Annotated in this window: 18 protein-coding genes; 6 read left to right on the top strand and 12 right to left on the bottom strand. The window is 70.7% G+C overall.

The window, feature by feature from the left end; translation table 11 throughout:
- The first annotated feature begins 141 nt into the window (after positions 1–141).
- Positions 142–675, top strand: a complete 534-nt coding sequence (locus tag ABZ016_RS36250; RefSeq protein ID WP_356920978.1) for a TerD family protein — start codon at positions 142–144, stop codon at positions 673–675.
- An 87-nt stretch (positions 676–762) separates the two neighbouring features.
- Here the strand turns inward: ABZ016_RS36250 and ABZ016_RS36245 are convergent, their stop codons facing one another.
- Together ABZ016_RS36245 and nrdR are read right to left on the bottom strand one after the other, a co-directional pair.
- Positions 763–3,642: a vitamin B12-dependent ribonucleotide reductase gene (locus ABZ016_RS36245; protein WP_356920977.1), complete on the bottom strand. Its 2,880-nt coding sequence runs from the start codon at positions 3,640–3,642 to the stop codon at positions 763–765.
- 164 nt (positions 3,643–3,806) lie between these two features.
- Positions 3,807–4,367, bottom strand: coding sequence for a transcriptional regulator NrdR (gene nrdR, locus ABZ016_RS36240; RefSeq protein ID WP_356920976.1), 561 nt, complete (start codon positions 4,365–4,367; stop codon positions 3,807–3,809).
- 622 nt (positions 4,368–4,989) lie between these two features.
- On the opposite strand from nrdR, the gene lexA reads away from it, so the two are divergent.
- Positions 4,990–5,769 (top strand): transcriptional repressor LexA, encoded by a 780-nt coding sequence (gene lexA / locus ABZ016_RS36235; protein WP_356920975.1) that lies wholly within the window; start codon positions 4,990–4,992, stop codon positions 5,767–5,769.
- A 182-nt stretch (positions 5,770–5,951) separates the two neighbouring features.
- On the opposite strand, the gene ABZ016_RS36230 is transcribed toward lexA, so the two are convergent.
- The 4 genes from ABZ016_RS36230 to ABZ016_RS36215 form a co-directional block, all read right to left on the bottom strand.
- On the bottom strand, positions 5,952–7,928 hold the full coding sequence (locus ABZ016_RS36230) for an ATP-dependent DNA helicase (protein ID WP_356920974.1): 1,977 nt from the start codon (positions 7,926–7,928) through the stop codon (positions 5,952–5,954).
- A 154-nt stretch (positions 7,929–8,082) separates the two neighbouring features.
- Positions 8,083–8,820, bottom strand: a complete 738-nt coding sequence (locus ABZ016_RS36225; RefSeq protein WP_356921023.1) for a GNAT family N-acetyltransferase — start codon at positions 8,818–8,820, stop codon at positions 8,083–8,085.
- A 331-nt stretch (positions 8,821–9,151) separates the two neighbouring features.
- On the bottom strand, positions 9,152–10,981 hold the full coding sequence (locus tag ABZ016_RS36220; protein WP_356921022.1) for an IucA/IucC family protein: 1,830 nt from the start codon (positions 10,979–10,981) through the stop codon (positions 9,152–9,154).
- Positions 10,982–11,251: 270 nt separating this feature from the next.
- A complete protein-coding gene (locus tag ABZ016_RS36215; RefSeq protein ID WP_356920973.1) occupies positions 11,252–12,673 on the bottom strand; it encodes an aminotransferase class III-fold pyridoxal phosphate-dependent enzyme in 1,422 nt (473 codons plus the stop codon).
- A 331-nt stretch (positions 12,674–13,004) separates the two neighbouring features.
- On the opposite strand from ABZ016_RS36215, the gene ABZ016_RS36210 reads away from it, so the two are divergent.
- Both ABZ016_RS36210 and ABZ016_RS36205 read left to right on the top strand, forming a co-directional pair.
- Positions 13,005–14,228, top strand: a complete 1,224-nt coding sequence (locus tag ABZ016_RS36210) for a hypothetical protein (protein ID WP_356920972.1) — start codon at positions 13,005–13,007, stop codon at positions 14,226–14,228.
- 205 nt (positions 14,229–14,433) lie between these two features.
- Positions 14,434–15,621: a hypothetical protein gene (locus tag ABZ016_RS36205; protein ID WP_356920971.1), complete on the top strand. Its 1,188-nt coding sequence runs from the start codon at positions 14,434–14,436 to the stop codon at positions 15,619–15,621.
- 58 nt (positions 15,622–15,679) lie between these two features.
- Here the strand turns inward: ABZ016_RS36205 and hflX are convergent, their stop codons facing one another.
- The 6 genes from hflX to miaA form a co-directional block, all read right to left on the bottom strand.
- Positions 15,680–17,173, bottom strand: a complete 1,494-nt coding sequence (gene hflX, locus ABZ016_RS36200; protein ID WP_356920970.1) for a GTPase HflX — start codon at positions 17,171–17,173, stop codon at positions 15,680–15,682.
- A 170-nt stretch (positions 17,174–17,343) separates the two neighbouring features.
- Positions 17,344–18,834, bottom strand: a complete 1,491-nt coding sequence (locus ABZ016_RS36195; protein WP_356920969.1) for a M1 family metallopeptidase — start codon at positions 18,832–18,834, stop codon at positions 17,344–17,346.
- Between the two features lie 117 nt (positions 18,835–18,951).
- On the bottom strand, positions 18,952–21,120 hold the full coding sequence (locus ABZ016_RS36190) for an HD domain-containing protein (RefSeq protein ID WP_356920968.1): 2,169 nt from the start codon (positions 21,118–21,120) through the stop codon (positions 18,952–18,954).
- A gap of 294 nt (positions 21,121–21,414) precedes the next feature.
- Positions 21,415–22,287 carry a diaminopimelate epimerase gene (gene dapF / locus ABZ016_RS36185; RefSeq protein WP_356920967.1) on the bottom strand — a complete coding sequence of 291 codons (873 nt, stop codon included), beginning with the start codon at positions 22,285–22,287 and terminating at the stop codon, positions 21,415–21,417.
- Positions 22,288–22,405: 118 nt separating this feature from the next.
- The gene (locus ABZ016_RS36180) at positions 22,406–22,936 is read right to left on the bottom strand and encodes a hypothetical protein (protein WP_356921021.1); all 531 of its coding nucleotides are present in this window, start codon (positions 22,934–22,936) and stop codon (positions 22,406–22,408) included.
- A gap of 108 nt (positions 22,937–23,044) precedes the next feature.
- Positions 23,045–23,983 carry a tRNA (adenosine(37)-N6)-dimethylallyltransferase MiaA gene (gene miaA, locus ABZ016_RS36175; protein ID WP_356920966.1) on the bottom strand — a complete coding sequence of 313 codons (939 nt, stop codon included), beginning with the start codon at positions 23,981–23,983 and terminating at the stop codon, positions 23,045–23,047.
- A 180-nt stretch (positions 23,984–24,163) separates the two neighbouring features.
- Between miaA and ABZ016_RS36170 the strand changes: the two genes are divergently transcribed.
- Both ABZ016_RS36170 and ABZ016_RS36165 read left to right on the top strand, forming a co-directional pair.
- Positions 24,164–24,433 (top strand): hypothetical protein, encoded by a 270-nt coding sequence (locus ABZ016_RS36170; RefSeq protein WP_356920965.1) that lies wholly within the window; start codon positions 24,164–24,166, stop codon positions 24,431–24,433.
- A gap of 26 nt (positions 24,434–24,459) precedes the next feature.
- Positions 24,460–24,861 (top strand): Rv0909 family putative TA system antitoxin, encoded by a 402-nt coding sequence (locus tag ABZ016_RS36165; protein WP_356920964.1) that lies wholly within the window; start codon positions 24,460–24,462, stop codon positions 24,859–24,861.
- The last annotated feature ends 130 nt before the right edge of the window (positions 24,862–24,991 follow it).

The raw sequence follows: 24,991 nt of genomic DNA, 5'->3' as shown, positions 1-24,991 counted from the left end.
GGCCAGGGAGCGTGGCGTCGGTCACTCTCGGCTGGACCGCTCTTCGGCATGCGCACACGCACGCGTGGCAGGATGGACAAACAGTCGTGCGCGCCAGGCAGTTGGGGCGAACGGACGCTCGGTACGGGGAAGGGGACTGCAGTGGACGGGATCAACAAGGGGCTTCGCAAGGTCGAGATCGCGATGCGGTGGGATCCCAGTCCGGCGGGGCAGCCGTCCACCGATCTGGACCTCGTGGCGGCGACCTATACGGCGGACGATCCGTACGGTGACCCCACCTATGTGGTGCACTTCGACAGCCGCTCCCCCGACGGCACCATTTATCTCAACCGGGACAGCAAGGACGGCCAGGGCTTCGGCTACGACGAGGTCATGACGCTGGAACTCGATCGGCTCGACACCCGGTACGCGCGCGTGGTGGTCGGTGTCGTCATCCAGCAGCGCCCGGCGGAACGCACCTTCGTCAGCGTGTCCAACCCCGGCCTGCGCATCCGCGAGGGGTACACGGTCCTGGCGGAGGACGACTTCGGCGGTGTCCTCGGGGCCACCGCCGCGACGGTGGCGGAGTTCGTCCGGGACGGCTCCGGCCCGTGGGAGTTCCGCCCCGGCCTCCGCGGCTTCGAGGGCGATCCGGTGTCCTTCACCAGGACGATGGGCGCGGCACACCGGCCATGAGCCCTCGGCGATGAACGAAACCCCGCACGGCAGGAGGGGCACCACCCGAAGGCGGTGCCCCTCTGTCATCGGCTCAGGTGACCGGCGTCAGCTGCAGCCGCTCGTCGAGCCGCAGCCCTCGCAGATGTAGCAGGAACCGGCGCGCTGCATCTTCGTACCGCAGGAGAAGCACAGCGGGGCGTCGGCCTGGATGCCCAGCTGCATCTCGACCAGTTCGGCACTGGTGTGGGCCTGCTGCGGGGCGGCCTTGGCCGCCTCGTCGTCCTGAGGCCTGGTGAGGGCCTTCAGCTCCTGGGCCCGGGGCGCCGACTGGGCCAGGCCCTCGACGTCGACCTCGTCCTCGGACGGCTCGTACGAACCGGTCTCCAGGTGGCGCTGGCGCTCCTCTGCGGAGTGGATGCCGAGTGCGGAGCGCGTCTCGAAGGGCAGGAAGTCCAGCGCCAGGCGGCGGAAGATGTAGTCAACGATCGACTGCGCCATCCGCACGTCCGGGTCGTCCGTCATGCCGGCCGGCTCGAAGCGCATGTTGGTGAACTTCGAGACGTACGTCTCCAGGGGGACGCCGTACTGGAGGCCGACGGAGACCGCGATGGAGAAGGCGTCCATCATGCCCGCGAGGGTCGAACCCTGCTTGGACATCTTCAGGAAGACCTCACCCAGGCCGTCGTCCGGGTAGGAGTTGGCCGTCATGTAGCCCTCGGCACCGCCGACGGTGAAGGACGTGGTGATGCCGGGACGTCCCTTCGGGAGGCGCTTGCGGACCGGGCGGTACTCGACGACCTTCTCGACCTTGGTCTCGACGACCGCGGGCTCCTCGGCCTTCTCCTCCTCCTTCTTCTTGGCGGAGAGCGGCTGGCCGACCTTGCAGTTGTCGCGGTAGATCGCGAGCGCCTTGACGCCCAGCTTCCAGGCCTCGAAGTAGATCTCCTCGACCTCCTCCACGGTCGCCGACTCCGGCATGTTGACCGTCTTGGAGATGGCGCCGGAGATCCACGGCTGGATCGCGGCCATCATGCGGACGTGACCCATCGGGGAGATGGCCCGCTCGCCCATGGCGCAGTCGAACACCTCGTAGTGCTCGGGCTTGAGGCTCGGGGCGTCGATCACATTGCCGTGCTCGGCGATGTGGGCGACGATCGCCTCGATCTGCTCTTCCAGGTAGCCCAGGCGGCGCAGGGCCTGCGGGACGGTGCCGTTGACGATCTGCATGGAGCCGCCGCCGACCAGCTTCTTGAACTTGACCAGGGCGAGGTCGGGCTCGACACCGGTGGTGTCGCAGGACATCGCGAGGCCGATGGTGCCGGTGGGCGCGAGCACGGACGCCTGGGAGTTACGGAAACCGTTCTTCTCACCGAGACGCACCACGTCCTGCCAGGCCTCGCTGGCGGCGGCCCAGACCGGGGTGTCCAGGTCGTCCATGCGGACGGCCTTGTCGTTGGCGTCGAAGTGCTGCTTCATGACGCGCTTGTGGGCGTCGGCGTTGCGGGCGTAGCCGTCGTACGGGCCGACGACCGCGGCGAGCTCGGAGGAGCGGCGGTAGGCCGTACCGGTCATCAGGGAGGTGATGGCGCCGGCGAGGGCGCGGCCGCCGTCGGAGTCGTAGGCGTGGCCGGTGGCCATCAGCAGGGCGCCCAGGTTGGCGTAGCCGATGCCCAGCTGGCGGAAGGCGCGGGTGTTCTCGCCGATCTTCTGGGTCGGGAAGTCGGCGAAGCAGATCGAGATGTCCATCGCGGTGATGACCAGCTCGACGACCTTCTGGAAGCGCTCGGCCTCGAAGGACTGGTTGCCCTTGCCGTCGTCCTTGAGGAACTTCATCAGGTTGAGCGAGGCGAGGTTGCAGGACGTGTTGTCCAGGTGCATGTACTCGCTGCACGGGTTCGACGCGGTGATCCGGCCGGACTCGGGGCAGGTGTGCCAGCCGTTGATCGTGTCGTCGTACTGGATGCCGGGGTCGGCGCAGGCCCAGGCGGCCTCGGCGATCTTGCGGAAGAGCGCCTTGGCGTCGACCTCCTCGATGACCTCGCCGGTCATCCGGCCGCGCAGCCCGAACTGGCCGCCCTGCTCGACCGCCTTCATGAACTCGTCGTTCACACGGACCGAGTTGTTGGCGTTCTGGTACTGGACGGACGTGATGTCGTCGCCGCCCAGGTCCATGTCGTAGCCCGCGTCGCGCAGGACGCGGATCTTCTCTTCTTCCTTGACCTTGGTCTCGATGAAGTCCTCGATGTCCGGGTGGTCCACATCGAGGACGACCATCTTGGCGGCACGGCGGGTGGCGCCACCGGACTTGATCGTTCCTGCGGAGGCGTCGGCACCGCGCATGAAGGAGACCGGGCCGGAGGCGTTGCCGCCCGAGGACAGCAGCTCCTTGGAGGAACGGATCCGGGAGAGGTTCAGGCCGGCGCCGGAGCCGCCCTTGAAGATCATGCCCTCTTCCTTGTACCAGTCGAGGATCGACTCCATGGAGTCGTCGACGGACAGGATGAAACAGGCGGAGACCTGCTGGGGCTGGGCCGTGCCGACGTTGAACCAGACAGGGCTGTTGAAGCTGAAGACCTGGTGCAGGAGGGCGTACGCCAGCTCGTGCTCGAAGATCTCGGCGTCGGCGGGCGAGGCGAAGTACTTGTGGTCCTCCCCGGCCTTCCGGTACGTCTTCACGATGCGGTCGATCAGCTGCTTGAGGCTGGTCTCGCGCTGCGGGGTGCCGACGGCACCGCGGAAGTACTTGCTGGTGACGATGTTGACCGCGTTCACCGACCAGAAGTCGGGGAACTCCACGCCGCGCTGCTCGAAGTTGACCGAGCCGTCGCGCCAGTTGGTCATGACGACGTCACGGCTCTCCCACGCCACCTCGTCGTAGGGGTGGACCCCAGGGGTGGTGTGGATGCGCTCGATACGCAGGCCCTTGCTCGCCTTGGTGCCCTTGGCGCGGGAACTCCGTGCCGGACCGCTCGCCGTCTCTGTCATGCCGCCTCCCTGTACGGGCGAAAACGCCCTGAAGTGCCCCGTTGTTCCCGTGGCACGGTGTTCTGTCTGGTGTTGCGGGCATCCACTCACACAGCCCGCAACAGGTCTTCACATCGCCGCCGCCCGGCCGGGCCCGGAGCTGGCTTCCGGGTCCGGCCCGCCGGTCAGTCGGCGGCGCCTGCGGGTTCGGGGACCTGTGTGGTCCCTCCGGGCCCGCGGTCGTCTTCCTGGCTCCCCGCCCCCGCGTCCTCGCGGCCGCCGTCGTCCACCTCGGGGTGTCCCGTCTCTTCCCTGAGTTCCGCGATGGCCGCCTCGAAGTCCTCGAGCGAGTCGAACGCCCGATAGACGGAGGCGAACCGCAGGTAGGCGACGAGATCGAGCTCCTGCAACGGGCCGAGTATGGCCAGCCCCACGTCATGGGTGGTCAGCTCGGCGCTTCCGGTGGCTCGCACCGCCTCCTCGACCCGCTGGCCGAGCTGGGCGAGCGCGTCCTCGGTGACGGGCCGTCCCTGGCATGCCTTGCGCACACCGTTGATGATCTTGGTGCGGCTGAAGGGTTCGGTGACTCCGGACCGCTTGACCACCATGAGCGAACACGTCTCCACGGTCGTGAAACGACGGGAGCAGTCCGGACACTGGCGGCGCCTGCGGATCGACGTGCCGTCGTCGGTCGTACGGCTGTCGACCACGCGGCTGTCGGGGTGCCTGCAGAAGGGGCAGTGCATGAACTCCCAACCCTCCTCACAGCAGACTCAATAGCCTCGCGAGACTTCTTGCGCCCCACGAAGCAGCCCCAAGCATAGGCGATGACCATGAGCGCGGAGACCCGGGGGACCACAACTTGTGGGCTGCTGCTGCAATCCAACCACTAGATGTGGGGATTGGCTCATACATCCACGCCGTACCCGCGCGTCGCGTGCGTCAGCGCAGGTGAACGCGGGCGGCCGGGTCGCACCGGCCTCGCACGGCCGCAGGCGCACCTCCGATCCGCACCCCCCCGACCCACTGATCGCACCCGTTCGGCGCACAGCCGTATCGCTGCGGCACATGCGGAGATACCGTGGGCACCGCAAGGAGGGGGCGTGGGACTCCCGCGCAGATGCGGGCCGCTCCCGAGGCGAGGGAATGCCGGATGGCAGACTGGGGCAACAGTCCACGAGGCGATCACCCCGGCGGTGAAGAGTACAGCAATGAGCCCTTTTGCCCGTCCGATGGCGCGGTAGCTAATACACCCGGACACATGATCGCGTCAGTCGAATCGCGATTTTTCACTCGAACGTGTGTTTGGCGCAACCTTTCGAAAGCAACTACCGTTGTCCAGCAGGGAGACCATCGAGAGGGGCCGACGTGACCACCACCGCAGACAGCGCCACCATCACTGCCCAGGACCGCTCCCAGGGCCGACTGGAGCCGGTGCATGCGATGAACGAAGCCACGAACCCGGAGGGTCAAAAGCGCTCCCTGCCGGGCCGACCTCCCGGCATCCGGGCGGACAGCTCCGGACTCACCGACCGCCAGCGCCGTGTGATCGAGGTGATCAGGGACTCCGTGCAGCGGCGTGGCTACCCGCCGTCCATGCGGGAGATCGGCCAGGCCGTCGGACTCTCCAGCACCTCCTCCGTCGCACACCAGCTGATGGCACTGGAGCGCAAGGGCTTCCTGCGTCGCGACCCGCACCGTCCGCGCGCGTACGAGGTGCGCGGTTCCGACCAGGCCGCCTCGGTACAGCCCACGGACACCGCGGGCAAGCCGGCCGCTTCGTACGTCCCGCTGGTCGGACGTATCGCCGCCGGTGGCCCCATCCTCGCCGAGGAGTCCGTCGAGGACGTCTTCCCCCTCCCCCGCCAGCTCGTCGGTGACGGTGAGCTGTTCGTCCTGAAGGTCGTCGGCGACTCGATGATCGAGGCCGCGATCTGCGACGGCGACTGGGTCACGGTCCGCCGCCAGCCGGTCGCCGAGAACGGCGACATCGTGGCCGCCATGCTCGACGGCGAAGCCACGGTCAAGCGCTTCAAGCGCGAGGACGGCCATGTCTGGCTCCTGCCGCACAACGCGGCCTACGAGCCGATCCCCGGCGACGACGCGACCATCCTCGGCAAGGTGGTGGCCGTACTGCGCCGCGTCTGACGCCACGCGCCGCGTCGGGTGGGCTTCACCGGCCCACCCTCTGACCGGGCCCCGGAACCTCTGCGCCGGTTCCGGGGCCCTGCGCTGTCCAGGCCCGGCATGCTTCATCTGTGACGTGCATGCGCTTGGTCCCTGACGTGGGAGGCGGCCTGTGCTCGAGCTGCCGCAGGCCGCCCCGGGACTCATTCGGCTTCCGTCTGCTTCGCCATCGCGTCGATCGCAGCCAGCGACTTCCGCACCTGATTACGGTCCGTCGTGTACCAGAAATCGGGCAGTGACGCCTGCAGATAGCTGCCGTACCGGGCGGTCGCCAGACGCTGGTCCAGGACGGCGACGACACCGCGGTCGCCCGACGCCCGTACGAGACGGCCGGCGCCCTGGGCCATGAGGAGCGCGGCATGAGTGGCGGCGACCGCCATGAATCCGTTGCCCCCCGCCTCCTCCACGGCCTTCTGCCGGGCACTCATCAGAGGGTCGTCCGGGCGCGGGAACGGGATCTTGTCCATGACCACCAGCTGGCAGCTGGGTCCGGGGACGTCCACGCCCTGCCACAGCGACAAGGTGCCGAAGAGGCAGGTCCGGGGGTCGGCCGCGAAGTTCTTGATGAGCTCACCGAGCGTCTCCTCACCCTGGAGGAGGATCGGGAACTCCGGGATCCGGGACCGCAGCTCCTCGGCCGCCAGCTGGGCCCCCCGCATCGAGGAGAACAGGCCCAGGGTGCGCCCGCCCGCCGCCTGGATCAGTTCCGTCAGTTCGTCGAGCATGTCGGCGCGGTCGCCGTCCCGCGCGGGCCGCGCCAAATGCTTGGCGACGTACAGGATGCCCTGCTTGCGGTAGTCGAACGGCGAGCCGACGTCGATGCCCTTCCACTGCGGGAGGTCGTCGCCCTCGGAGCCCTCGGGGGCGAGGCCGAGGGAGGCGCCGACGCCGTTGAAGTCGCCGCCCAGCTTCAGCGTCGCCGACGTCAGCACCACGGAACGGTCCGCGAAAAGCTTCTCCCGCAGCAGCCCCGAGACGGACATCGGGGCGACACGCAGGGAGGCACCGAAGCGGTCGTGACGCTCGTACCAGACCACGTCCCACTCGGAGCCGTTCGTGATCCGTTCCGCCACGTCGTGCACGTTCTCCACGGAGGCCAGGGCCTGCTTGCGGACGGCGTCCTCGTCCTGGACGGACTTGTCGCGGGTCGTGCCGATCGCGGAGATGACCGTGCGGCACGCGTCGCGGAGCGCCATGAGCGCGTAACCCAGATCCTCGGGAATCTCCTCCAGTCGCCCCGGCAGCGCCAGCTCCATCAGCCGCTCGAAGCCCTCCGCGGCGGTCTGGAGCTGGTCAGCGGCCTTCTCGTTGACGAGTTTCGCGGCCCGGCGCACCGCACGATTGACCTGGCCGGGAGTGAGCTCGCCGGTCGCGACTCCGGTGACCCGCGAGACCAGTTCGTGCGCCTCGTCGACGATCAGCACCTCGTGCTGCGGAAGGACCGGGGCGCCTTCGATGGCGTCGATCGCGAGCAGCGCGTGGTTGGTGACGACGACCTCGGAGAGCTTGGCCCGCTCACGGGCCATCTCGGCGAAGCACTCCGCCCCGTAGGCGCACTTCGAGGCACCCAGGCACTCCCTCGAGGACACCGACACCTGCGCCCAGGCCCGGTCCGAGATACCGGGCGTGAGGTCGTCACGGTCGCCGGTCTCGGTCTCATCCGCCCAGTCACGCACTCGCAGCAGGTCCTGGCCCAGCTTGCTGGTGGGCGCGGCCGCCTCGAACTGGTCGAAGAGGCCCTCCTCCTCGTCCTGCGGAACACCCTCGTGCAGGCGGTGCAGACACAAGTAGTTCGACCGGCCCTTGAGCATCGCGAACTCCGGGCGGCGACGCAGCAGCGGGTGCAGCGACTCGACCGTTCTCGGCAGGTCGCGTTCCACCAGCTGGCGCTGCAGGGCCAGGGTGGCGGTCGCGACGACCACACGCTCCCCGTGCGCGAGAGCCGGCACCAGGTAGCCCAGCGACTTGCCGGTGCCGGTGCCGGCCTGGACCAGCAGGTGGGAGCCGTCGTCGATCGCCTCCGCGACGGCTTCGGCCATGGTCACCTGACCGGGGCGCTCCGTACCGCCGACGGCAGTGACGGCAGCATGCAGGAGTTCGGGGAGTGAGGGCTTCGTCATAGCGCGACCACCCTACGACCCGGCACTGACAAACGGGTGATCAAGGAGGGGACGGGGGGCGGGATCAAGGTCTGGGCTCCTCGACGGGCTTCGGACGGCGGGAACTCCGGCGGGGCGACCCGCGTTCAATGAGTGACGGCGCCGTGACACAGGGCTACAACACATGCCGGAGGGACCGGTCTCGGACCATGAGGGCGGCGCGCTTGGCGGGCAGGTCGACCTCGGCGGAGAACCGGAAACCGGCGGTCAGGAAGGCTGCGATGGAGGGGGTGTTGCGCATGTCGGGTTCCGCGATGACGCGTGCGCAGGAGGGTCGCCGCGCGAGAACGAGATCGGCCACGGCTCGCAGGAGCAGACCGCCGAGACCGCGCCCTCGGTCGGGGACCGCGCCGACAAGGAGGTGCAGTCCCGTGTCATGAGGCCGGGCCGGGTAGTGGCGGGCCAGCGGATCCAGGTCCGCCCGGTAGATCTCCCAGTAGCTCATCGGGGTTCCGTCGAGCGCGCCGATGCACGGAACGCTGCGTCCGTCGCCGTCGAGCTGGGTTCGCAGATGCTCCTCGGCCACCTTCGGTGGTCCGGACAGCTCCCAGAACACCGCGGCGGCGGGGTCGTTCATCCAGCGGCTGACGAGCGGAAGGTCGCGTTCGATCCGGACGGGGACGAGGTGGAAGACACCCGCGGACGTGTCGACGGGCCCCCAGCCGGCGACGCGGTCGAGGAGGTCGTCCTCGGTGGGGAGGAAGGGGAGAGCCGAGGGGACGAAGGTGTCAGGGTTCGCGGTGAGGGAGAGGGAAGGCTCAGGCACCTCGTGGCTCGGCCGTCGTGCTCCGTAGCCGTCGGCCTCGTCCTCCGCGATGAGGGCGATGAGCTCGTCCGGAAGGTGCAGGTCCATGGTGTCCTCGCCCTGCCCGTCCGCACCGGAGTCGGCAAGAGGAGCGGGCTCGGCGTCGGAACCGGAATCGACGTCGGGACCCGCACCGAGGTCTGCACCGGAACCGATGTCGGCACCGGAGCCGATGTCGGCACCGGGACCGGCGTCGGTACCCGAATCGGCATCGGGACCAGCGTCCGGGATGACGTCGCCAGTGACGGGGACAGCGGGACCAGTACCGGTGGTCGGGTCGGCAGGAGGCACCCAAACGCTCCTCTCAGGAAAGCGGGTGAGGCGGATCCTCGGGGATGAAGGAGGTCGGTTGTGGTCGGACGTCGGGCAGGGCGGATGATCAGGAATGCAGGGGGTTGGCGATGGTGACGTAGACGGACTGGGTGTCGACGGGGCCGACGAGTTCGTCGAGGCCGTGCAGTCGGGTCAGCAGGTTGGCCTTGCAGCGCAGGACGGGTGAGTCGAGCAGCAGAGCGGGCAAGGAGGTGCGCAGCCGGGCCGCACCGCAGGCGGCGCTTCCGAGGAAGCGGCGGAAGGCGGCCAGCAGCAGCCGCTCGTCGGCCAGTCGCTGGGAGCCGAACGCGCCGATGAGACCGAGCACGTTGTTGAGCCCGAGGTAGTAGGCGAAGCGCTCGTCGGTCACCTCGTCGCTGACGAACGTGTCGCTCCGCTTCCCGATGCCGGGCAGCCGCGCGTCGAGGTCCGCGCGTCGGGACTCGCGGAAGTAGTAGCCCTGGTTGTCGCGGTAGCGTCCGCCCGCGGGCCAGCCGTCGGCGTCCAACAGGATCAGGGTGTTCTGCTGGTGTGCCTCCAGGGCGATGCCGGCCTCGCTGTCCAGCCACAGGACGGGACGCACGACGCGCTCCAGGTAGCGCAGGAACCACTCGACGGCGACGGCCCCGAGGGGCCGGCCGGTCCGGCGGGCGAGCCGGGTGACGAGCTCGGCGAGCCGGGACCGCATGACCGGGCCATGGGTCCCGGGGTGGTGGTCGGGTGTGCTTCCGGACCGGATCCGGGGGCGCGGGCGCGGCGAGACGAGTCCGGCGAGGCAGGACACATCGTCCGAGGCGGTGAACGGGTTGTGGCGGATCACCACGTCCAGTCCGGCCGAGGGGGTGCCGTCGGAGGCGTCGACGGCGAGCCAGGCCGGGTCGCGAACGATGTCGAAGCCCGGGTGCGCGGCCCGCCACTGCTGCGTGAGCCCGCTGCGGAGCAGGCGGTGGACCTCGACGCCCCGGTGCAGTTCCTTACGGAGGTTCTCACGACGGGAGTTGGTGATGCGCAGGCCCAGCGACAGTTTGAGCATCGCGGGGGCGCCGGTCCGGTAGACGGTCCGTACGGAGGAGGTGGGGTGCCAGGGACAGCCATGGCTGCCGAGGTCGCGGAGCAGTCCGCTGTCCAGCAGTGCCGCGGCCTCCGGACGGTGCCGGATCTCGCGCGCCTGCCAAGGGTGCAGGGGCAGGAGGGCGTATCCGTCCGGGAGTGGGAGTGCGGTTCCGGCCAGGCGGGCGGTGAGCCGGGGCGCGGCGACACGGCGGCCGCGTTCGGTCCAGGCGGAGTCGGTGGCGAGGACGGAGGGGGCGACAGCCATCCAGTGCAGGGGGAAGGATCCGCGTGACTCGGGCGAGTACAGGGGTGCTTCGGACTCGGTGAGGCCCTCGCGGCTCTTCGGGGTCGGGTGCAGGGGGTGGCCAAGGACGAGTGCCTGTTCCGCGGTCAGGAAGAGGTCGGGGCCGTCGACGGGGTGTTCGCGGCGGTCTCGGACGAAGTCGGTGACGCGGCGGAGGGAGTCGGCCACACCCGCGACCAGCCCGACGCCGGGGTCGGACGCGCCGCTGATGCCGGAGGCACCGGAGGCCTCCCTGGCGAACAGGGCGGCGACCGTGACGGCGTCCGCCGGTGGTGCGTGTTCGGGGGCGTCGGCCAGGCGGGGAGGGCCGAAGCGGTGCCAGCCCGTGGGGGACCAGTAGTGGACCGGCACGAGCAGGGCCGTGCCGGTGGCGGGGAGGGAGATGCGGAGGACGCCGTCGCGGGGGGCGGGTTGGCCGGTCTCGCGTACCCAGCAGCGCAGCAGGGTCTCCACGGCTGCTGTCTGGGCGGTGGCGTGCGGGTCGGGGTGGGCCAAGGGGTCTGTGGAAGGGCCGTCGTCCTGCGCCCGGTCGTCCCGCACCTCGGTGTGCCGCGCCCCAGGCCGCTGCCGCGGAACCACCGGGTTGGCCGATGTCCCCTCGGTCAGGGAGTCGGTGTGGCCTCGTCCAGGCGTCGTGGCTCGGTCGTCGGGCTCGGGCGTGGCGTTCACGTCGGGTTCCTTCTCGGGTGGTTCCGGGTCGTAGGGGAGCGGACCGCGAGCCGGGGAGAGTTCCCCTCGGGGCGTTGCAGGAGAGCGAGGGTTCGTGGTGTGGCCGCACTTGGCGTGCTCGGACTCCCGTGGCATCGGGACTCACGGCGCGTACGGGGCGGCTGCCGGGACGCCACGGCGCCTGGCCACGGCCCCGACGGCGTCGGCCAGGCGGTCCAGTACGGCGGCTGCCTGTTCGTCGCTGATCGTCAGGGGCGGCAGCAGTCGTACGACGCTCGCGTGGGGGCCGCCGAGTCCGACGACGATCCCGCGTCGCAGGCACTCCCGCTGGACCGCGGCCGCCAGTCCGGATGCGGCGGTAAGGGGCGGATCCGCGTGGTCCGGCATCACCGACGGCCCCGCGTCGTCATCCACCAACTCCACCCCGATCATCAGCCCCGAGCCCCGGACATCGCCCACGCACGCGAACTCGTCCACCAGCCCCTGGAGTCGGCTCAGCATCCGCGTCCCGAGATCAGCCGCGCGCTGGGCGAGGTGGTTCTCGCGGACGTGGGCGAGGGTCGCCGTTCCGGCGGCCATGGCGAGTTGGTTGCCCTGGAAGGTGTCGGCGTCGGTGCCCGATGTCCCGGCGTCGAGGTCGTCGCGGTAGACCACGACCGCCAGCGGCAGGCTGCCTCCGATGGCTTTCGAAAGGACCATGACGTCGGGGGTCACTCCGCTGTGCTCCACCGCCCAGAAGGCGCCGGTCCGGCCGACGCCCGTCTGGATCTCGTCGGCGATCAGCGGAACGGACCGGTCGGCCGTGAGCTGCCGCACGCGCCGCACCCATGCGTCGGGGACCGGGATCACCCCGCCCTCGCCCTGGACGGGCTCGACGATCATCCCGGCGGGGAGGGGCACGCCCGGCCCGGGGCCGTCGAGGAGGGATTCGGTCCAGTGGGCGGCGAGGTCGGCGCCGCGCTCGCCCACGGTGTCGAACCGCCAGCGGTAGTCCTGCGGGGAGGGCGGGTGCGCGACCCGTGCGTCAGGGGCGGGCACGGGCCCCTCGAGGGGGCCGGTGGTCCTCCCGTGGCCGGTAGCGGTGAACGCGATGAGACCGGTCCGCCCGGTCGCCGCACGGACGAGGTCGCAAGCGCTCTGAAGCGCGTCACTGCCGGCCGCTCCGCAGAACCGCACACGGGCCTGGTCGGCGAGTCCGGGGGGCAGGGTGCGGAACAGCTCGGTGACGAAGGCGTCTTTGACGGGGGTGGCCAGGTCGAGCACGTTCAAGGGTGCGCCGGAGTCGAGGACCTTGCGGATGGCTTCCAGGACGACCGGGTGGTTGTGGCCGAGCGCGAGGGCGCCGGCGCCGGAGAGGCAGTCCAGGTAGCGGCGGCCGTCCGCGCCCTCGATGGTCAGCCCGCGGGCCCGCACCGGCACGATCGGCAGGGCCCTGGCATAGGTGCGGGCCGCGGGCTCCCGCGCGGACTGGCGGCGCAGGATCCCTTCGTGCGTGGTGCGCGCGCCGGTTGCCGTGCGGTCGGCGGCACCATCGGGGAGGGTTTTCCCCGGCACGACCCCCACAGCGGCCTCCTCGGAAGCGCGTCCCCCCTGGGTCCGATCCGCCACGACTTCCCTGACCTCCCACTGGGCACGGGCACAGAGGACCGCACACGGACAGCAGGCCCCTCACCCCTACCAACCCGGGTCAGCTCACCGGGTTACGGGTTGCTTCAAGATCCTTGCCGTGACGGAACTGTTGCGGATCCGTCGGCCCTCCCCCACAGCCACCGCATAGTGTGTGGTGCCGTTCCCGGACGCCGCGCGGTCGGCCCGGACTTCCCGTCAGTCAGCGGAAGACGGGGCCGACGCACTGGTTCGTCCACACTCGTTCCACCTCAGGGGGAGTCAGATCATGCGATCCATACGGACGTCGTCCACCGCCGGCCGAGGGGGGAGGGCGCGCCGCAGGATCTCCCCCGTGCCGGCCGCCGTGGCTCTCGCCTCGGTACTCGCGCTGACCACCACCGCCTGCGAGTCGGGGGACGCCGCTGCGGGCGGTGAGGCCTCCGCGTCCGCGAGCGCCTCCGACGACGGCAAGCTGAGGATCCCGGCCGACATCAGGGACCGGCTTCGCGAGCACGGCATCGACATCGACAAGTGGAAGAACGGCGCCTGGAAGAACTGGGACCGGGACGACTGGCTGCGCGAGGCCAACGAGTACATCAACCCCATCATCGAGGGACTCTGGAACCCGGACCGCATGCGGGACGCCGAGGAGCCCGACCAGGGCGTGGACGACAGCGACCTCTCCGGTGACCAGGGCGTGACCGACCCCACGCCCGCGCCGGTCGAGGCCCAGGCCGTGCCGCCGTCGTACCACGCCAACGTCCCCACCGCCGGGAAGGTCTTCTTCGACTCCCCCGAGGGCTCGGCCGTCTGCTCGGCGACCGTGGTGAAGGACCCGGCTCACCCGGGCAAGTCCAACCTGGTCTGGACGGCGGGCCACTGCGTGCACGCGGGCAAGAAGGGCGGCTGGTACCGCAACATCGCGTTCGTGCCGTCGTACAACGACGACGGCAAGCCGGTCGCCGAGCTGGAGAACGTCACCAGGGAGGACGTCGCCCCCTACGGTGTCTGGTGGGGTGACTGGGCGCAGACCTCGGACCAGTGGATCGAGCAGGGCGGTTCGACGGGCGGGGACGGCGCTCCGTACGACTTCGCGGTGATCCATGTGACGCCGGAGAAGGGCAGCGGCGGCAAGTCGCTGGAGGAGACGGTCGGTTCGGCGCTGCCGGTCGACTTCGGCGCGCCTGCCGTACCGAAGGCGAAGAGCGTCACCGCGATCGGCTACCCGGCCGCGCCGCCGTACGACGGGCAGAAGCTGTTCCGGTGCCAGGACCAGCCGGGACGGCTGTCGCTGACCGCGTCGGATCCGACGATGTACCGCATCGGCTGCACCATGACCGGTGGTTCCTCGGGAGGCGGCTGGGTGGCGACCGGCTCGGACGGCAAGCCCGCGCTGGTGTCCAACACCTCGATCGGCCCGGTGAAGTCGGGCTGGCTGGCCGGACCGCGCCTGGGCGAGGTCGCCGAGGGCGTCTACGACTCGGTCAGCAAGAAGTTCGCGGGCCGGTGACGACCGGCTGAGCACCGTCGGCGGCGGGGCGGGACCACCCGTGGACTCACGGAAACCTTCACCGCCCCGCCCCGGTACGCCCCCAACTCCCCGGGCATAGTGGGGAATCGCACCGGGAGGCCCCGGCAGCCCCTGCGTGACATGCACACGCAGCACCACATTCGTACGTACCAACGGGGGTCAACGCACCATGCGTTCCACACGTATGCCCGCGGCACCGAAGCGCGGGCGGCGCGGCGTTCTCGCCGCCACCGGGCTCGTCGCCGCCCTGGCGCTCACCGCGACCGCCTGTGACGGTTCCTCGGACTCGGCTAGCGACAAGCCCGACGCCACCACCTCGCAGGCCGCGGACGGCGACGGCAAGGTCGAGATCCCGGCCGATCTCGCCGGCAAGCTCAAGGAGCACGGGATCGACGTCGACCAGTGGAAGGACGGCGGCTGGAAGAACTGGGACAGGGACAAGTGGCTCCGTGACGCCAAGGACTTCGTCAACCCGGTGATCGCGGGCCTCTGGAAGCCGGAGCGGATGAAGTCCGCGAAGGAGGCGAACAAGACGGTCACGACGAAGGACGCGTCGGCCGGCCAGGGCCTCAGCGATCCGGACCCGGCACCCGTCAAGGCGCAGGCCGAGAAGACGCCCTACCACGAGAACGCGGCACCGGTCGGCAAGGTCTTCTTCGACTCCCCCGACGGTCCGGCCGTCTGTTCCGGCACGGTGATCAAGGACGTCAACCACCCGGGCAAGTCCAACCTGGTGTGGACTGCGGGCCACTGCGTGCACGCCGGTGGCGACGGCGGCTGGTACCGCAACATCATGTTCGTCCCGGCCTACAACGACCTAGGCAAGTCCGAGGCGGAGCTGGGCAACGCGAACCCGGCGGAGATCGCCCCGTACGGCAACTGGTGGGCGGACTGGGCCTCGACCTCCAACCAGTGGATCAAGGGCGGCTCGGAGACCGGCGGCGACGGGGCCGCGTACGACTACTCCGTGCTGCACGTGAAGCCCGAGCAGGGTGCCAAGTCGCTGGAGGAGACGGTCGGCGCCGCACTGGACGTGGACTTCTCCGCGCCGTCCGCGGCCGAGGCCGCCAAGATGGGCGCCTGGGGCTACCCGGCGGCGCCGCCCTACAACGGCCTGAAGATGTTCAAGTGCGTCGACGTCCCCGGCCGGCTCTCGCTCAGCCCGAGCCTGCCGACGATGTACCGCATCGGCTGTGACATGACCGGCGGTTCGTCCGGCGGCGGCTGGTTCCGGGTGCGGGGCGGCAAGTCCGTGCTGGTCTCCAACACCTCGATCGGCCCGGCCGACAACACCTGGCTGGCGGGCCCGCAGCTGGGCCCGGAGGCCGAGGCGCTCTACCAGAACATGAGCAAGACGTACGGCGGTCGCTGACCGCACGACACCACGAAGGCCCGCCCCCGTACTGCTCGGGGGCGGGCCTTCGCACAGGTCAGGCGAGTGGTGCCGGAACGTACGGCGTGAGCTCCGCCGCCAGTTCCTCGTGCACCCGCACCTTGAGCAGGGTGCCCTCCGGGGTGTGCTCCTCGGAGATCACCTCGCCCTCGTCATGGGCACGGGCGACCAGCTTGCCGTGCGTGTACGGCACGAGAGCCTCGACCTCGACGGACGGGCGCGGCAGCTCGTTGTCGATGAGTGCGAGCAGCTGGTCGATGTTCCGGCCGGTGCGGGCCGAGACGGCGATCGACCGCTTCTCCACGCGCATCAGGCGCTGCAGTGTCAGCGGATCCGCCAGGTCGGCCTTGTTGATCACGACGATCTCGGGTACGCCGGTGGCGCCGACGTCCCGGATCACCTCGCGCACGGCGGCCAGCTGCTCCTCCGGGTTCGGGTGCGATCCGTCCACCACGTGCAGGATCAGATCGGACTCGCCGACCTCCTCCATCGTGGAGCGGAACGCCTCGACCAGGTGGTGGGGCAGGTGGCGGACGAAGCCCACCGTGTCGGCCAGCGTGTACAGCCGTCCGCTCGGGGTCTCGGCCCGGCGCACGGTCGGGTCGAGGGTCGCGAACAGGGCGTTCTCGACCAGCACGCCCGCGCCCGTGAGGCGGTTGAGCAGCGAGGACTTGCCGGCGTTGGTGTAGCCCGCGATGGCGACCGAGGGCACCTTGTGGCGCTTGCGCTCCTGGCGCTTGATCTCGCGGCCGGTCTTCATCTCCGCGATCTCCCGGCGCATCTTCGCCATCTTCTCGCGGATCCGCCGCCGGTCCGTCTCGATCTTGGTCTCACCGGGACCACGGGTGGCGAGGCCGCCGCCCTTGCCGCCGCCCATCTGCCGGGACAGCGACTGGCCCCAGCCCCGGAGCCTCGGCAGCATGTACTGCATCTGCGCGAGCGCGACCTGCGCCTTGCCCTCTCGGGACTTGGCGTGCTGGGCGAAGATGTCCAGGATCAGGGCCGTACGGTCGATGACCTTGACCTTGACGACGTCCTCGAGGTGGATCAGCTGGCCCGGGCTCAGCTCACCGTCGCAGATGACGGTGTCCGCGCCCGTCTCGAGGACGATGTCCCGCAGCTCCTCGGCCTTGCCGGAGCCGATGTACGTCGCCGCGTCGGGCTTGTCGCGGCGCTGGATCACACCGTCGAGCACGAGCGCGCCCGCCGTTTCCGCGAGGGCGGCGAGCTCCGCGAGGGAGTTGTCCGCGTCCTGCACGGTTCCCGTGGTCCAGACGCCGACGAGCACGACCCGCTCCAGGCGGAGCTGGCGGTACTCGACCTCGGTGACGTCCTCGAGCTCGGTGGAGAGGCCGGCCACACGGCGCAGGGCCGCGCGGTCGGAGCGGTCGAACTGGTCGCCGTCCCGCTCTCCGTCGATCTCGTGGCTCCAGGCGACGTCCTCTTCCATCAGGGCATCGGCCCGAAGACCCTCGGGGTGGCTGTGCGCGAAGCGCTTGGTGTCCTGGGAAGGGGAAGAAGAGGAGGTCATTGGATCCTTACGTAGCTGGGAAACCGTTTGCCGCGGCTGAGCGCTGCAGCGGACCTGCCGGAGCGGGTCCGTCAATCTCCACAACGCAGGAGCTCGCCGGGAGATTCCCGGCGCTCCGTGCCGCGCCGACCCGTCGATAGTCGCACGGCACGGGGCGTCTCGTCACCGTGTTATCGGGCGGCCGCCCGCTCGGAGGCAGAGGGCTTCCAGTCCGGGTGCCCCGGCATCGGCGGGGTCTTCTCGCCGTACAGCCAGGCCTGGAAGAAGCCGTCCAGGTCGCGCCCGGAGATCTCGGCGGCGAGCCGGATGTAGTCCTGCGTCGAGGCCGTGCCGTCCTGGTGACGGGCGACCCAGGAGCGTTGCAGGCGGTCGAAGGCCGGGGCGCCGATCTCCTGACGCAGGGCGTACAGGACGAGCGCGGCGCCGTCGTACACGTTGTGCCGGAAGATGCCGACCTTGTTGCCGGGCTCGGGTGCCTTGGGGGCGGCGGGGGGTCCGCCGGCCGTGCGCCAGCCGTCGGAGGCGCCGTACGCGTCCTTCATGCGGGCCCGCATCGTCTTGCCGCCCCGCTCCTGGGCGTACATCGCCTCGTACCAGGTGGCGTAGCCCTCGTTGAGCCACAGGTCGGACCAGGTGCGGGGGCTGACGCTGTCGCCGAACCACTGGTGGGCCAGCTCATGGACCATGATCGACTCGACGTACCAGGCCGGGTGGGCGGTCTCGGTGAAGAGCTCCCGCTCGAAGAGGGAGAGCGTCTGGGTCTCGAGTTCGAAGCCGGTGGAGACGTCGGCCGCGAGCACGCCGTACGTCTCGAAGGGGTAGCGGCCGAGCTTGCTCTCCATCCAGGCGATCTGGCCGGGGGTCTTCGCCAGCCAGGGCTCGACCGCCTTGCGGTGCCGGGTCGGTACGACGTCGCGCAGCGGCAGGCCGTGCGGGCCGGTGCGGTGCAGCACCGTGGAGCGGCCGATGGAGACCTGGGCGAGCTCGGTCGCCATGGGGTGCCGGGTGCGGTACGTCCATGTGGTCGATCCGCCGGACCTGCCCACACCGTCGGGCAGGCCGCCCGCCACGACCGTGTGGCCCTCGGGTGCGGTGACCCGGATGGTGTACATCGCCTTGTCGGAGGGATGGTCGTTGCAGGGGAACACCAGGTGCGCGGCGTCGGCCTGGTTGGCCATGGCGAGGCCGTCGGCGGTGCGCACCCAGCCGCCCTCGCGTCCCTTGGGCGGCCTGGGGTCACTGGTGTGGCGCACGGTGATCCGCATCCGGTTGCCGCCCGGCACGGTGGCCCCGGGGGTGATCACCAGGTCCTCACCGGCGGTGCTGAAGGTCGCGGGGTCGCCGTCGATCTCGACCGACCGGACCGTGCCGTGGGCGAAGTCGAGGTTGACGCGGTCCAGGTCGGCGGTGGTCCGGGCGTCGATGGTGGTGACGGCCTGCAGCGGTTCGCTGTTGCTGCCGGAGTAGGTGAAGGAGAGGTCGTACGAGGCCACGTCGTAGCCGGGGTTGCCCAGGTACGGGAAGAGCCGGTCGCCGATGCCGAGCGGTGCGACGGGGGCGCTCGCGGCGAGGAGGCAGACGGAGACGGCCGAGGCCAGCAGCGCCGCCGCAGCTCTCCGGGAGCGGGCGCGGGGGGCGTGGGTGTGGGGGGTGAGAAGCATGCCCCACGGCTATCAGCGCGCCGGAGCGCGACGAGGACGACACGCGTCCGGCCCACCCGAACCGGGGACCGGGGTCTGGGCCGGTGGCAGCCTTCGTGTGCCCGGGTCCGGCCCGGCTCAGCCGCCCTGGGTCTGCGGCTGGGCCCGGCTCACGTCGTACACCCCGGCCACGTTGCGCATCGCGCGCATGAGCGTGGGCAGGTGGCCCGAGTCCGGGAGCTGCACGGTGTAGGTGTGGCGGACCTGCTGCTGGGCCGGGGGTTCGACCGTGGCGGAGACGATCTCGGCGCCTTCGAGGGCCATGGCCTCGGTGAGGTCCGCGAGCAGATGGGGGCGGACGAACGATTCGGCGACCAGCGTGACCCGGCACTCGGTGGCCTCGCCCCAGCGCACGCCGACCTCCGCACGCCCCCCGTCCTTCATACGGGCCACCGCCGCGCACTCGACGCGGTGCACGGTGACCGCTCCGCCGCGAACGGCGAAACCGGTGATCTCGTCGGGCGGTACGGGTGTGCAGCATCGGGCGAGCCGGACGGTCGCGCCCGGCCGGTCGGTGAGGACGTGGCCAGGGACCGGTCCGTCCTGGTCGGGGGTGTCGGCGGTGGCGGGGCGGGGGGCCGGCGCGCGGTCATCGCCCTGCCGGTCCTCCCGGGGCTCGGTCCGCTGGGCCTCGGCCTGCGCGGGGTGGGCGGCCAGCCACCGCTGGATGGCGATCCGGGCCGCGGGGGTGTGCGCGTGCTCCAGCCATTCCCGGGAGGGCTCGGACGCCGGGTCCTGGCCCATGAGGAGCTGGACGGTGTCGCCGTCCTTCAGGACGGTGCTCAGCGTCGCCAGGCGGCCGTTGACGCGGGCGCCGATGCAGGCGTGCGCGTCCTCGCCGTACTGCGCGTACGCGGCGTCCACGCAGGTCGCGCCCTCGGGCAGGCCGAGTGTGCCCCCGTCGGGCCGGAACACGGTGATCTCGCGGTCCTGGGCGAGGTCCTCGCGCAGGGTCGACCAGAAGTGGTCCGGGTCGGGTGCCGCCTCCTGCCAGTCGAGGAGCCGGGAGAGCCAGCCGGGCCGGGTGGGGTCGACACGTTCGCCGTCGGCCGGGTCGTCGGGGGCGGGAGCGTACGGGTTGCCGAGCGCGACGACTCCGGCCTCGGCGACCTTGTGCATCTGGTGCGTGCGGATCAGGACCTCGACGACCTGTCCGTCCTCACGCGCCACGGCCGTGTGCAGCGACTGGTACAGGTTGAACTTCGGTACGGCGATGAAGTCCTTGAACTCCGAGACCACCGGTTTCATACAGGTGTGCAGTTCACCCAGGACGGCGTAGCAGTCGGCGTCCTCGTTCACCAGGACCAGCACGCGGCCGAAGTCGGAGCCGCGGAGCCGGCCGCGTTTGCGGGAGACGCGGTGCACCGAGACGAAGTGGCGGGGCCGGATGAGGACTTCCGCCGGGATGTCCGCCTCGCGCAGCACACCGCGCACCTCGTCGGCCACCTCGGCGAGCGGGTCGTCCGCGCGGGCCGCGTTGCGGACGATCAGCTCCCTGGTGTGCGCGTACTCCTCGGGGTGCAGGATCGCGAAGACCAGGTCTTCCAGTTCGGTCTTGAGCGCCTGGACGCCGAGCCGTTCGGCGAGCGGGATGAGCACGTCACGTGTCACCTTGGCGATGCGTTCCTGTTTCTCGGGGCGCATGACGCCGAGGGTGCGCATGTTGTGCAGCCGGTCGGCGAGTTTGATCGACATGACGCGTACGTCGTTGCCGGTGGCGACGAGCATCTTGCGGAAGGTCTCGGGCTCGGCCGCGGCGCCGTAGTCGACCTTCTCCAGTTTGGTGACGCCGTCGACGAGGTAGCGGACCTCCTCACCGAACTGCTCGCGTACCTGGTCGAGCGTCACGTCCGTGTCCTCGACGGTGTCGTGGAGCAGGGACGCGGTCAACGTGGTGGTCTCGGCGCCGAGTTCGGCGAGGATCAGGGTCACGGCGAGCGGGTGCGTGATGTACGGCTCGCCGCTCTTGCGCATCTGGCCGCGGTGCGAGGACTCGGCCAGGACGTAGGCGCGGCGCAGGGGTTCGAGGTCCGCGTCGGGGTGATGGGCGCGGTGTGCCTCGACGACGTGGCTGATGGCGTCGGGCAGCCGGTCGCGGGCGGCCGGGCCGAGCAGCGCGGCGCGGCCGAGGCGGCGCAGGTCGATCCGGGGGCGGGCCTTTCTGCGCGGGGCTGTCGGCGTCACCGCTCCTGACACCGCGCCCGGCATCGGGCCTGGGGTCACGGAATTCGTGGCCTCCGCACTCATGGGCACCTCCGGCTGCTGGACCGGCGGACGGGTGCCCCAGGGCGGACACGGCTCACGGGGCGGCTTCGGTCCCCCGTCCGGGCCGGTGCTTGATGCTACCGAGCCCACCACGCGCGGCTGACCGCCTCTCGCCGAGCGTGAAACTGATCACCCATTCGAGCGATGAATGTGAGGTTTGCACCCTGGTACATCACGACAACAGCAATCAACTTTCCGCCAAATGGCCGGTTACCAACGCTGATTCGGGTCGAGCGGCCAACGGCGCGCGACTGTTTCAGGCCGGATGCGGCCGGCTCACGGGGCCGTGGTGGCTTCCAGCCACGCCGCGTCGATCTCGCCCTCGGCGACGATCACCGCCGGGCCCGTCATCTCGATCTGCCCGTCGGGCCGCTCGGTGATCACCAGGGTCCCGCCGGGGACGTCGACGGTGTACGTCGCCGGCGTGCCGGTGACCGCCGGGTCGGCTCCGTCGCGGCGGGCGGTGGCCACGGCGACCGCGCACGCGCCCGTACCGCACGAGCGGGTCTCGCCGGAACCCCGCTCGTGCACACGCATCGCGACGTGCCCGGGGCCGCGGTCGACCACGAACTCGACGTTCACACCGTCCGGGTATGCGGCGGCCGGACTGAAGGGCGGCGGGGCGTACAGGTCGCCGGCGTGCGTCAGGTCGTCCACGAACGCCACCGCGTGCGGGTTCCCCATGTTCACGTTCCGCGCGGGCCAGCTGCGCTCTCCGACGCTCACCGTGACGTCACCCTCGGGGAGCAGGGCCCTGCCCATGCCGACGGTGATGTCACCCTCCTTGGCGATGTGCACGGTCTTCACTCCTCCGCGGGTGGCGATCGCCAGGTCCCCTTCGGTGACCTGTCCGGCGCGCTGGAGGTAGCGCGCGAACACCCGCACGCCGTTGCCGCACATCTCGGCGATCGAGCCGTCGCCGTTGCGGTAGTCCATGAACCACTCGGCCTCGGCCGCCATGCCCTTCGCCTCGGGGTGGGCAGCGGATCGCACGACGTGCAGCAGCCCGTCACCGCCGATGCCCGCGCGGCGGTCGCACAGGACGGCGACGGCGGCCGGGGGCAGGTCGAGGGTGTTCTCGGGGTCCGGGACGATCACGAAGTCGTTCTCGGTGCCGTGACCCTTGAGGAAGGGGATCCGCGTGCTCATGTCTCGATCGTACGGGGCACCGCGCGGGGAGGGCCGAACGAGGCCGGACCGTCAGCGGGTGCAGGCACGGTCGTGGCTTGTCGCGCCGTTCCCCGCGCCCGGAAGGAGGCGCCCTGCTCTAGCGGAGCCTGGCTACGCGCCACACCGCCAGGACGACCACTGCGGCCACCATCACGGCATAGGCGAGGACGACCCGCCAGTCGGGCTTGCGACCTGAGCCCTTGGCCGGCAGGCCCGGCCACGTGTAACCCACACGGCGGGCCGCCATCATGCCCCAGCCGGCCGCGCACGAGCAGATCAGCAGGCCGAGCATCGCGATGACGGCCCCGCTGTCGCCGAAGTCGAAGGCCAGCGGGAACGCGAACATCAGGGAGCCGAGTGCCGCGAGGCCCACGATGGGAGCGAGCTGCCAGATGCGCAGCCGGCGCTGCGGGCGCAGCTCGACCTCGACCTCGTCGGCGAACATCTCGCCGGGCTCGGGGCCGTCGTCGGTCACACCCTGCGTCTCGTCGGGCCCGTCGGAGCTGAGGCGGTCCGTCTCCAGCTCCGGCCCGTCCCGGTGCTCGGGTCCGTCCCGGAGTTCCGGCTCATCCCGCTCGGCGGTGATGTGATCGGTGCTTCGTGCGGTGTCGCGAGGGCCGGCCTCCATCGCCACGCGCCCTCCCAACTAGGACTCAACTCGGTCGATCGAAGCTCGATGATGGCACGCCGCCGAAGGCCCGGATGACGGCCTGGGCGTCCCGATGCCATGACGTGATCAGGCTGTAACCGGTCGTTCGACCAAAGACAGCGCGAGCTGCGGAAGTTCTGCGCGGTCGGCCGCGGCCCCACTCAACCAGTGCACCCGCGGATCGCGCCTGAACCATGAATCCTGACGGCGCGCGAAGCGCTTGGTGGCACGCACGGTCTCGGTCCGTGCCTCCTCGAGGGTGCACTCCCCGGCGAGCGCCGCGAGCACCTGCTGGTAGCCGAGCGCACGCGAGGCCGTACGCCCTTCACGCAACCCCTGCGCCTCCAGTGCGCGTACCTCGTCCACGAGACCGGCGTCCCACATCCGGTCGACCCGGTGGGCGATGCGCTCGTCCAGCTCGGGCCGGGCCACGTCGACGCCGATCTGGAGCGTGTCGTACACCGAGTCGTGGCCGGGGAGGTTCGCGGTGAAAGGCCTGCCGGTGATCTCGATCACCTCCAGGGCACGGACGACCCGCCGGCCGTTGCTGGGCAGGATCGCCCGCGCGGCCTGGGGGTCGGCGGCGGCCAGCCGGGCGTGCAGGGCGCCCGAGCCGCGCAGCGTGAGTTCCTCCTCCAGGCGGGCCCGGACCGCCGGGTCGGTGCCGGGGAACTCCAGGTTGTCCACGGCCCCGCGCACGTACAGTCCGGAGCCGCCGACCAGGATCGGCCAGCGGCCCTCGGCCAGCAGCGTCTCGATCCGCTCCCGGGCCAGGCGCTGGTACTCGGCGACGGACGCCGTGACGGTCACGTCCCAGACGTCCAGGAGGTGATGCGGGACGCCGCCGCGCTCTTCGGGCGTCAGCTTGGCGGTTCCGATGTCCATCCCTCGGTAGAGCTGCATGGAGTCGGCGTTGACGACCTCGCCGCCGAGACGCTGAGCCAGAAAAACGCCCAGATCGGACTTTCCGGCCGCAGTTGGTCCGACGACGGCGATGACGCGGGGGGCGGGGAGTGCACTGCTCACCGCCCCAGTCTCGCAAACCTCACACCCCGCTCTCGAACGAGTTACGTGACGCCACAGCCGCGGGGTCGTTGCCCGTTCGAGGTCCTGCCGCCGGATCACAGAGGCGGTGGCCCGGACCGTGCAAACGGACGCACCGGGCGACGCGGGATTTCGCCCGCACGAGTAACGTATGGAGTGGATATGGGCGTTTTTGCACGACTTCTCCGGCGGTCGAAGGCCACGGAGGAGGCGCCTGCCGTCGAGGCTCAGGCCGACGCGGCCGAGGCCGGCTCCGAGGCGGACAAGGCGGCGGAGGCGGTAGAGGCCGCGACGGAGAAGGGGCCTGACGGGGCAGCGGAGCCGGCCGAGCCGGCGGCCGAGGTCACCGAGACCGAGAGCGTCGACATCCCCAAGCAGCAGTCCACCGACAAGGCGGCCGACAACGAGGCCGGTGAGAGCGCCCGTACGTGACCGCCCCGCGCGAGGGAAGGTGAACCATGGGTCTCCTGCACAACGTGAAGGCCAAGCTGGGCCCGGCCAAGGGAAAGGTCTCGGACCTCGCGCAGCGGCACGAGGACAAGATCCACCACGGCCTCGACAAGGCCGCCGAGGCCGTCGACAAGAGGACCAAGGGCAAGTACAGCGACAGGATCCATTCGGGCACGGGCAAGGCCAAGGACGCCATGGGCCGACTCGCGCACCAGGACGACGGCGGACCGGAAGCGGGCGGGGCGACACCGCCGCCGGGCACGGGCGGCGCGACACCGGACGCGGGTGGCACGGCACCGGCGCCGGAGGCGAGCCGCACGGCGCCGCCGTCGAACGCGGGCCGTTCCGCGCCGCCGTCGGACGCTGCCGGCAGCACGCCGCCGGACGACGCCCCACCGCCCACTTCCTGAAGCGCGCACCGGCACCCATCCCGGCGCCCACGTCGGCGCACCGAAGGGCACATCGGCGGACGACCGTGGCAGTTCCACTACGCGTTCGCCAACACGTGCAGCCGGGAGGAGTCCGACGCGGCGTACGACC

This window comes from Streptomyces sp. NPDC006372 (genome assembly GCF_040612515.1).
GTDB lineage: Bacteria > Actinomycetota > Actinomycetes > Streptomycetales > Streptomycetaceae > Streptomyces.
The sequence above is the reverse complement of the archived record's forward strand: the minus strand, read 5'-3'. Positions and strand labels throughout refer to the sequence as shown.